Here is an 8,475-nt window from a genome sequence, read left to right as displayed (position 1 = left end):
GCTCCCGAGTCCACGTTCCAGCGCTCAGGTACTGAGCCACGTCCGGTCTCGACCTATAGGCGAGGACCGCATCGACGTCGGCTTCACGAGGCCGCCTCATTCGGAGTCTGGATGTATCGAGCACACGAAGACCGTAGCTGAACGAGCATTTAGCAACACGCCCTAGGGGCCAGTGACGTGGGTGGTCTTGTAGATTCCTGCCATGACCGCCACGTCTGACGTCAGCGGACGGGGTCCCTTGTTCCCAGCGGAGCTACCCTCGGATTTCGCCCGGATTCCACCAGGTCACCAGGACCTGGTGGCCTGGTGGTGGACCAGCACCTGGGACCTTCCCTCGGGGTACCACTCGTCGCAAGAACTCCTGGCCTTTCCTGCGAGCAACCTCGCCTTCGAAAGGGAGCACGTGCGATTCTGGGGCCCCACCACGCGGCGCTCCACACGAGTCCTGGTCGGGCAGGGATGGGTGCTTGGCGCCCTGCTGCGCCCCGCGGCAGTGCCCGCCTTCACCCAGCAGCCGGCGACCTGCCGCGACGACTCCCTCCCTGTCGCGGCACCGCAACTGCACGAAACAGTTCGGGCATCAGACAGCAACCTCGCCGATGTCGTCGACAAGGTCGAGACGTGGCTTGAAGGCCATGTGGGTCCGCTGACCGACGAGGCTCACCAAGCCAACCGATTGGCCGACCTTGCCATCACAGACTCCACCATCGCCACGGTGCAAGACCTCGCGGACGCCCTGGGGATCTCGACCCGGACGGTCAACCGCCTCACCACGAAATACGTGGGCCTGTCGCCCTACACCATGATCCGCCGGCGCCGCCTCCAAGAGGCGACCGAATGGATCCGTGGCAATCCGGATGAAGCGCTGGCCGATGTCGCAGTCCGCTACGGCTTCGTCGATCAGGCACACCTGAGTCGTGAAGCGCGCACCCTTCTTGGACTGACCCTTACGGACTACCGCGTGCGCACGATCAGGCCGTGACGATACGCACCTAGCCTCAATCAACGTGTCCGGTCAGTCCAGCTAGCCACCGGTCTTCTCCTACCAGGGAGGGGACGTCACGTGCTTCCCCGGCATCGTGGCTGGGCGGCGTGGCCGTCGGGAGGGGCCGTGCCTCAGCCCAGGGGTGACGGGCTCTGCGAGGTGTCCGGGGTGAGCGGGTCCGAGCCCACGGAACCGCGTGCCCGGGCGATGCCCGCCATGAGGTGGTAGACCACCAGGGCCGCGGCGGTGCCCAGGGCGATGCCCGCGAAGTCGAGCCCGGCGAAGGACCAGGTGTAGTCGCCGATGCCCACGATCATCGCGATCGCTGCTGTGGTGAGGTTGACCGGGTTGGAGAAGTCCACGCGGTTCTGCACCCAGATCCGTACGCCCAGCATGCCGATCATGCCGTAGAGCACGGTGGCCGCGCCGCCCAGCACGCCCTGGGGGACTGTCGCGACCGCCGCGCCGAACACGGGAGTGACACTGAGCAGGATCGCCACGAGGGCGGCCACCCAGTACGCGGCGGTCGAGTAGACCCGGGTGGCGGCCATGACGCCGATGTTCTCCGCGTACGTGGTGGTGCCGGAACCGCCGCCGGAGCCCGCGATCATGGTGGCCAGACCGTCCGACATGATGGCGCGGCCGGTGTACGGATCGAGGTCGTCACCGGTCATCAGCGCCACGGACTTCACGTGCCCGATGTTCTCCGCGACCAGCACCAGGATCACCGGGATGAACAACCCCGCGAGGTTGAGGTGGAACTCCGGCGACTGGAAGTGGGGGAGGCCGAAGAGCCCCTGCGCGTCCCACGCGGCGCGGATCGAGGTGAAGTCCACCTCACCGCGGATCACGGCGGTGACGTAGCCAATCGCCACGCCCAGGAGGATGGACAGGCGGCCCAGCAGGCCGCGGAACAGCACGGAGATGAGGATGATCGAACCGAGTGTCACCAGCGCGGTGACGGGCGCGGCGGTGAAGTTCTCCTTGGCGGACGGTGCCAGGTTGAAGCCGATGAGCGCCACGATGGTGCCCGTGACCGCCGGCGGCATGAGCTTCTGCAGCCACCCGGTGCCCGCGATCTGCACGAGCAGCCCGATCAGGAACAGCGCGGCACCGGCCATGATCACGCCGCCGAGCGCGCCGCCCGGGCCGTACTGGTTCACGGACGCGGTGATCGGGGCGATGAACGCGAACGAGGACCCCAGGTAGCTGGGCACCCGCCCCGCCGTGATGACGAGGAACAGCACCGTGCCGATGCCCGAGAAGAACAGCGTGGTGGCCGGCGGGAAGCCCGTGAGCAGCGGCACCAGGAACGTGGCACCGAACATCGCCACCACGTGCTGCGCACCGATCGAGATGGTCCGCGGCCACGCCAGCCGCTCCCGCGGGGTCACCACGTCTCCGGGTGCCACGTGCCTGCCGTCCCCGTGCAGGCGCCAGTTCAGGCCCAGGCGGTCGACGATGCCCCCGCGCCGAGCAGGCGCATCCGTCTTGTCCCGTGCGGAGCCGAGCTTTGTCTGCGGCGGCTCATGCGACTCGCTGGGCTGGGGTTGAGGTGGCTGGGGCGGGGGCACAGACGAACTCATGGGGGCTCCTTGTCGACGGCGGCCCGGACCTGCCGCCCACGGAATTCTATTCGGTACTGGTCGCTACCGGTCTGTCTGCGGCGGCGCCCGGCGCGTTCTGCCGGCCCGGTGCGGCGGGGTGCCGGGCAGCCGCGTGCACCCCGCCGCACCGGACTGGTGCCGGGACGGTGAGCGCGGCGCAGGGCTCGTCAAGCTGCGGTGCCCCGCAGGAAACGGAAGAGGCGTGCGGGAGGTGGCCGTGCGGCGTCGTCGCCCCCTGGCGGGAAACCTACGGGCGAGTAAGGTTGGTGACGAGGGCCACGCCCGTGGTCCCTGGACTCGCGGGAGACCGCCTCCTGCGGGGAGACTCACGAGGAAGTGGGAGAACCCATCATGGCTGAGCTGCAGAACCTCACCGTCATCGGATCCGGAGTGCTCGGGTCCCAGATCGCGTTCCAGGCGGCGTACTTCGGCAAGACCGTGACCGTGTACGACATCAGCGAGGAGATCCTCGGGGCACTGCCCGGCAAGTGGGAGAAGCTGTCCCTGCTGTACACGCGGGACATGGCGGCCACCCCCGGGCAACTGGAGGCGGCCAAAGCCCGGTTGAGCGGCACCACGGATCTCGAGGCGGCCCTGCAGGACGCGGACATCGTGATCGAGGCGGTGCCCGAGAACCTCGAGCTCAAGAAGAAGGTGTGGTCCCAGATCGGTGCGGCCGCGCCGGAGAAGACCGTCCTGTGCACCAACTCCTCCACGCTGCTGCCCAGTGACATTGCCGAGTCCACAGGCCACCCGGAGCGGTTCCTGGCGCTGCACTTCGCCAACGAGGTGTGGCGCAACAACACCGCTGAGGTCATGGGGCACGCGGGCACGGACCCCGCCGCGGCCGAGGCCGTCCTGGAGTTCGCCGGGCAGATCGGGATGGTGCCCATCCACATCAAGAAGGAGCAGGCGGGCTACATCCTCAACACCCTGCTGGTCCCGTTCCTCACGGCGGCATCGCACCTGTGGGTCAACGACATCGCGCAGGCGGAGGACATCGACAAGACGTGGCGCACGGCCACCGGCTCGCCGCTGGGCCCCTTCCAGATCCTGGACCACGTGGGCATGGAGACCTACTACCAGATCAACCTCAACGCGGGGACCGAGGAGTCCCAGCGGGTCGCGGAGCGGGTGAAGCGGGAGTTCATCGACAAGGGCCACATGGGCCGCAGCTCGGGGCAGGGGTTCTACACGTACGAGTGATGCCCCGGCAGAGCCCCGGCGTGGAGCCGCACGCGGCCGCGGCCCACGCCGGGCAATAACGGAGCACAGGCAGATCTGAGCGCCATTTTCTGTGTTCGCTCCGCTATGGCACGTCTCCTGCGGGACTCATTCCGCCGCAGCGGCCCTGCAGGCGGGCGCGTCCCCGTCGCACGGCCTGACGACGCCGCAGGGTGACCCCTCGCGCGCAGCCGACGGCGCGGCGTCGCCGGGTGTCGCGGCACCCGAAGCGACTTCGGACGGGAGCCCGGGCGCGGTCCCGGGAACGGCCCGAGCGGCGCCGCCCCCGTCTGCCGTCCCCGGCGCGAACGCCGCAGGGTGACCCCTTGGGGACGTCCCCGGCGGGCCGCTAGCCTGAACCCGTGCACCCCGCAGAGCTGAGCCCGGCCACCCAGGACTACCTGAAGACCATCTGGCGGCTGGGCGAGTGGGAGCCGGAGCGGGTGACCACCACGTCGCTGGCCGCGCGCATGGGCCTGGCGGCCTCCACCGTCTCGGAGGCGCTGAAGAAGCTCACCGCACAGGGCCTGGTGACCCGGCCCGCGTACGGGGTCGTCGAGCTCACCGAGCAGGGGCGGGACGTGGCCGTGCACATGGTGCGCCGCCACCGCATCCTGGAGATGTTCCTGGCCACCGAGCTGGGCTACGCGTGGGACGAGATCCACGACGAGGCCGAGGTCCTCGAGCATGCCGTCACCGACCGATTCATTGACCGTGTGGACGCCAAGCTCGGCCACCCGTCCGAGGACCCGCACGGGGATGCGATCCCCTCACGGGACGGGGTGGTCACCCCCGCCCCGGCCGTTCCGCTCGCGGACGTCACCCACCCGGAGCCCGTGCGGGTCACGCGCGTCTCGGACGAGAGCCCCGAGACCCTGCGGGTGCTCGCCGAGGCGGGGATCCAGCCGGGCGCGGTGCTGCGGGTGCTCCCGGGCCCGGCCCGCAGCGCCACGGTGCAGGTGCGGGTGGCCGGTGGGGGCACGACGCCGGAAGGTGGCCTTCTCGGGGACGGCTCGCCAGCCGATCGGCAGACGCAGACCTCTCCCGGTACCCAGGGCGCGGACGTGACCTGGGGTGACGCCCTGGAACTCGGCATCCTCATGGCGGAGGCCGTCTGGGTGCAGGCCCTCACCCACGCGGGCTGAACGGGACGGCCGCTCGCCGGGCCGGCTGCGGACAGCATCAGCCTCGCGCTGGACCGGTCGATGCCTCCCCGGGCAGCAGGGTTCTCTGCCGTGTCCGGCGCCGCCGCGGGCCCACAAGGTGAACAGCAGGTGACCGGAACATGTCCTACCCTTGAAAAAACACGAACTCGAACGCGACGGCACACCATGCCCGGGCCGCGGCGGTGCGGGTTGGCACCGGATGATCCAGGAACACGAGGTCCAGACATGTCCGAGGGTTTTCTGCGCGTGGGCAGGCGAGTGGGCCGCTGGACGGGTCGCGGGCTCTGCTACGGCCTGATCTGGCTGGGACTGACCCTGCTCGCGGCGGGCGGGATCATCCGGCACTACTGGGGCCAGATCTCGGTGGGGCAGATGCGCATGAACCTGATGTCCGTGCAGGCAGACGGTGGCGGCGGGTCCGTGGTGTGGATCTCCGTGCTGGTCATCGGGGTACTTCCCCTCCTGGTCACCGTGGGCATCGCCTTCGCGCGTCGGGCGTGGGTCCGCAGAGCACGACGCGCGCAGGGCACCCGGTCGTCCCGCGGCGTCGTGCGCTCGGCCTCCGCCGTGACCGTGGCGGCGGTGTTCGTGGCCGGGAGCACGAGCTTCGCGTCCGCGGTGGACCTGCCCCAGTACGTCAAGGCCGTGAAGTCCCCTCACGACATCGGCTCCACGTACGTCCAGCCCACCATCACGAGTGACGCGGACAAGCGCAACCTGGTGGTCATCTACCTGGAGTCCGGGGAGGCCACGCTCGCGGACGACCAGCTGTTCGAGAAGAACGCCTTCGCTCCGCTCGAGGAGGTCACCCGGCCCGAGGACGGGTGGCGCAGCGCCGAGGACTTCCAGCAGTACGAGGGCGGTGGCTGGACCATGGCCGGGATCGTCTCCACGCAGTGCGGGATCCCGCTCAAGGAGTCGGGTGACGCAGGCTCCGCCGACATCGGCGCCGGGCAGGAACAGTATCTGGGTGGCGTGACCTGCCTGGGGGACGTGCTGCAGAACCACGGGTACACGAACACGTTCCTGGGCGGGGCCAACTCCTCCTTCGCGGGCAAGGACACGTTCCTGCGAAGCCACGGCTACACCGAGGACAAGGGTCTGGAGGACTGGCGTGCGGCGGGCGAGTCCGCGGAGAACTTCCGCAGCGACTGGGGCCTGAGTGACGAGCGGCTCATGGCCCACGCCAAGGACGAGGTGGACCGCCTGCACGCCGAGTCCGAGCGCACGGGCCAGCCGTTCAACCTGTCCATGCTGACCCTGGACACCCACGAACCCGTCCACGTCTACAACTCGTGCGACGTGGACACCCAGAACCAGGTGACCTCCGTGTTCGCGTGCTCCATGACCCAGGTGGCCGGGTTCGTGGAGCACATGAAGACCCAGGGCTACCTGGAGGACACCTCCGTGGTGATCATGGGCGACCACCTCAAGCACATGAGCGCGGGGGACGCCTTCCACGATCAGCTGGACCACCACCCCAACCGCACCGTGTTCAACCGCGTGTGGATCCCGGGCGAGACCGCCGGGCAGCCCCTGCGGGCCGGGGCGGACCAGCTCAGCATGTACCCCACTCTTCTGGAGGCGGCGGGACTCTCGGTGCACGACGGCGCCGCGGGCCTCGGCACGTCCGTCCGGCGGCAGGAGCCTCCCCAGGGCTCGGCGCAGGCGATGGACCCGGAGGAGTACCAGCAGCTGCTGGACTCGCGCTCCGCGGACTTCTACTCGCGGGCATGGGACCCCGAGAACCCGGTGGGATGACCCCCTGACCCCTCCGGGTGGCTACTTCCCACCCGCCTGCGTCCCGCCGGTCAGCCCGGCACGGATGCGGCCCGCTGCCTCCCGGGCGCGCGTGCGCGCCGAGCCCGCCTCGTCCCGGGCGCGGCGGGCGGCGGTGCGGAGGTAGTCCGCGCTCTGGGCCGTGAACCCCTTGCGCCCGATGGTGCGGTGCTGCAGCTCGATCACCGCCTCGGCGGCGTCCGGACGGGAGTCCGAGGCCAGGGCGATGACCTTGTCCCCGTGCCGCCGCCACAGATTGCGGCTGGTGCGTGTCATGGCGGCCAGGGTCTGCTCCGGCTCGCGAGTGAGATCCACCCACCGCGTGTACGCGGGCTGGATGTCCCGCGGGGCCGGCCGTGCTTCGAGCCGGTGCAGACCCGCGGCGATCGCGGGTGTCGTGGCGTTCTGCCGCTGCACGGCGGCCGCGAAGGCCGTGCCCACCGGGGACGGCACCTGTGGCTCCACCCGCAACCACGCCACCGAGTGCTCTCGCGCCGCCGAGCGCAGTTCGCGCACCGCGTCGGGCAGAAGCTCGGGGTGCGCCAGGGCCGGGCCCGTACGGGGTGTACCAGACCACCCCGGCACGGGAGCGCTCCTCGACGACGAGGGCGTGCCACCCGGCGCAGTCAAGGGTCTGAGCGCGTCGCGAGAGACCGGTCAGGAAGTGCTGCCAGGGCTCGGCCTGCAGCACGCTGGACGGGCCGAGGCCTGTCAGGGGGTCCGGTTGGGCGTGGGCGTGCCTCATGCGGGGTGCTCATCCTTGAGCGTCTGCCCCCGCTGCAAGGGAGCGACCTGGGGCCGCGGAGGTCGATCCTCCTCAGATAGCCAACCTCACCGACCCGCAACATCACCCGTGCGGCGTGTTCCCGTGCGATGGCGGCGTTTCCTCCGCCGCACGCCAGAGAATCGTGTCTCCGCACTGCCCCTCCCCAGGAGGACTGCCAGCTGGGACGGCGGACGCCCGGCCGCATCCGAGGGACGCACCGTCGGGGTGAGCTGAGCGGAACGGCCGGTGGGTCGCGCCTGCGGCGCGCACCACCGGCCGTCCAGCCGTGGGGAGGAACCGGCACGGAATCAGCCGGGCCAGCAGTGTCCTCCCCGTCTCACGGCCGGGAGATCACTGCTCCCGGACCACCGCCGGGTGCAGCAGGGCGCGCCGACCCGGCGTGCTCTGCACACTGGCGAGCGACGTCCCGGGGTCGAACGAGGCCGCATCCCCGCGCTGCAGCGTGTGGAACCGTTCCAGCAGGGCGGGGTCGTGGCACCACCACGTGCGGGTCTCGCCGTCCGGGAACGTGGCCTGCACCGTGTTCCCGTGCGGGGGGTCCAGCTCCACCCGGACCCACCGGTCCCGGTTCTCGGAAGCCAGGCGGGCCTGGATGTAGTGTGCGTTGTGCCCCGGGTGGTAGCTCCGGCAGGCGGAACCGTCCTCCGGGTGGATGCACGGGTGTTCGGGGGTGTGAACGGAGACGCTCATGATGGTGACCTTTCGCAGTCTTCCGCGCGGCGGGTGCCGGGCGGCGGATCTTCCTCCGGGGGCACCGGGTGCGAACAACCGGTTGCCAGCCGACCAGCCGGAGGGCTGATGGTCGGGCTTCTTGATCCGGGGACATCACAGCACAGTGCTCAGACAGGCACAAGCGTCGGTGCTGTCCGACGACAAAGAGGGGCCGCCGAGTGGCACGGGAGGGAGCACCCCGTACCGCTCAGCGGC

General features: G+C 70.2%; 7 protein-coding genes and 1 riboswitch. Of the genes, 4 read left to right on the top strand and 3 right to left on the bottom strand.

The features are described from left to right. Positions 1 to 202 precede the first annotated feature (202 nt). A complete protein-coding gene (locus FS770_RS10390; protein WP_144943065.1) occupies positions 203 to 982 on the top strand; it encodes a helix-turn-helix domain-containing protein in 780 nt (259 codons plus the stop codon). A gap of 134 nt (positions 983 to 1,116) precedes the next feature. Here the strand turns inward: FS770_RS10390 and FS770_RS10385 are convergent, their stop codons facing one another. Next, on the bottom strand, positions 1,117 to 2,571 hold the full coding sequence (locus FS770_RS10385) for a uracil-xanthine permease family protein (protein ID WP_244944875.1): 1,455 nt from the start codon (positions 2,569 to 2,571) through the stop codon (positions 1,117 to 1,119). A 372-nt stretch (positions 2,572 to 2,943) separates the two neighbouring features. Here FS770_RS10385 and FS770_RS10380 point away from each other — a divergent pair, with 372 nt between their 5' ends. The 3 genes from FS770_RS10380 (at position 2,944) to FS770_RS10370 (ending at position 6,743) form a co-directional block, all read left to right on the top strand. Further along, on the top strand, positions 2,944 to 3,798 hold the full coding sequence (locus tag FS770_RS10380; protein ID WP_145011622.1) for a 3-hydroxyacyl-CoA dehydrogenase: 855 nt from the start codon (positions 2,944 to 2,946) through the stop codon (positions 3,796 to 3,798). Positions 3,799 to 4,178: 380 nt separating this feature from the next. Beyond that, complete coding sequence (locus FS770_RS10375; RefSeq protein ID WP_144943067.1) at positions 4,179 to 4,961, top strand: metal-dependent transcriptional regulator; 783 nt, start codon at positions 4,179 to 4,181, stop codon at positions 4,959 to 4,961. A 246-nt stretch (positions 4,962 to 5,207) separates the two neighbouring features. Beyond that, the gene (locus FS770_RS10370) at positions 5,208 to 6,743 is read left to right on the top strand and encodes an LTA synthase family protein (RefSeq protein WP_145011619.1); all 1,536 of its coding nucleotides are present in this window, start codon (positions 5,208 to 5,210) and stop codon (positions 6,741 to 6,743) included. A 21-nt stretch (positions 6,744 to 6,764) separates the two neighbouring features. Here the strand turns inward: FS770_RS10370 and FS770_RS10365 are convergent, their stop codons facing one another. Continuing rightward, on the bottom strand, positions 6,765 to 7,346 hold the full coding sequence (locus FS770_RS10365; protein WP_244944874.1) for a hypothetical protein: 582 nt from the start codon (positions 7,344 to 7,346) through the stop codon (positions 6,765 to 6,767). 532 nt (positions 7,347 to 7,878) lie between these two features. Further along, positions 7,879 to 8,238: a hypothetical protein gene (locus FS770_RS10360; protein ID WP_145011616.1), complete on the bottom strand. Its 360-nt coding sequence runs from the start codon at positions 8,236 to 8,238 to the stop codon at positions 7,879 to 7,881. Positions 8,239 to 8,249: 11 nt separating this feature from the next. Then, positions 8,250 to 8,365: riboswitch (SAM riboswitch) on the bottom strand. Between the last annotated feature and the right edge of the window lie 110 nt (positions 8,366 to 8,475).

The sequence above is a fragment of the Kocuria salsicia genome (assembly GCF_007681555.1).
Taxonomy (GTDB): domain Bacteria; phylum Actinomycetota; class Actinomycetes; order Actinomycetales; family Micrococcaceae; genus Kocuria; species Kocuria salsicia.
Note: the sequence above shows the minus strand (reverse complement) of the source record. Positions and strands in the feature narration are given on the sequence as shown.

Excerpts from the sequence above, each read along its gene's own strand:
- FS770_RS10385 (WP_244944875.1), bottom strand. The coding sequence starts at position 2,571 with ATGAGTTCGTCTGTGCCCCCGCCCCAGCCACCTCAACCCCAGCCCAGC.
- FS770_RS10380 (WP_145011622.1), top strand. The coding sequence starts at position 2,944 with ATGGCTGAGCTGCAGAACCTCACCGTCATCGGATCCGGAGTGCTCGGG.
- FS770_RS10370 (WP_145011619.1), top strand. The coding sequence starts at position 5,208 with ATGTCCGAGGGTTTTCTGCGCGTGGGCAGGCGAGTGGGCCGCTGGACG.
- FS770_RS10360 (WP_145011616.1), bottom strand. The coding sequence starts at position 8,238 with ATGAGCGTCTCCGTTCACACCCCCGAACACCCGTGCATCCACCCGGAG.
- FS770_RS10390 (WP_144943065.1), top strand. The coding sequence starts at position 203 with ATGACCGCCACGTCTGACGTCAGCGGACGGGGTCCCTTGTTCCCAGCG.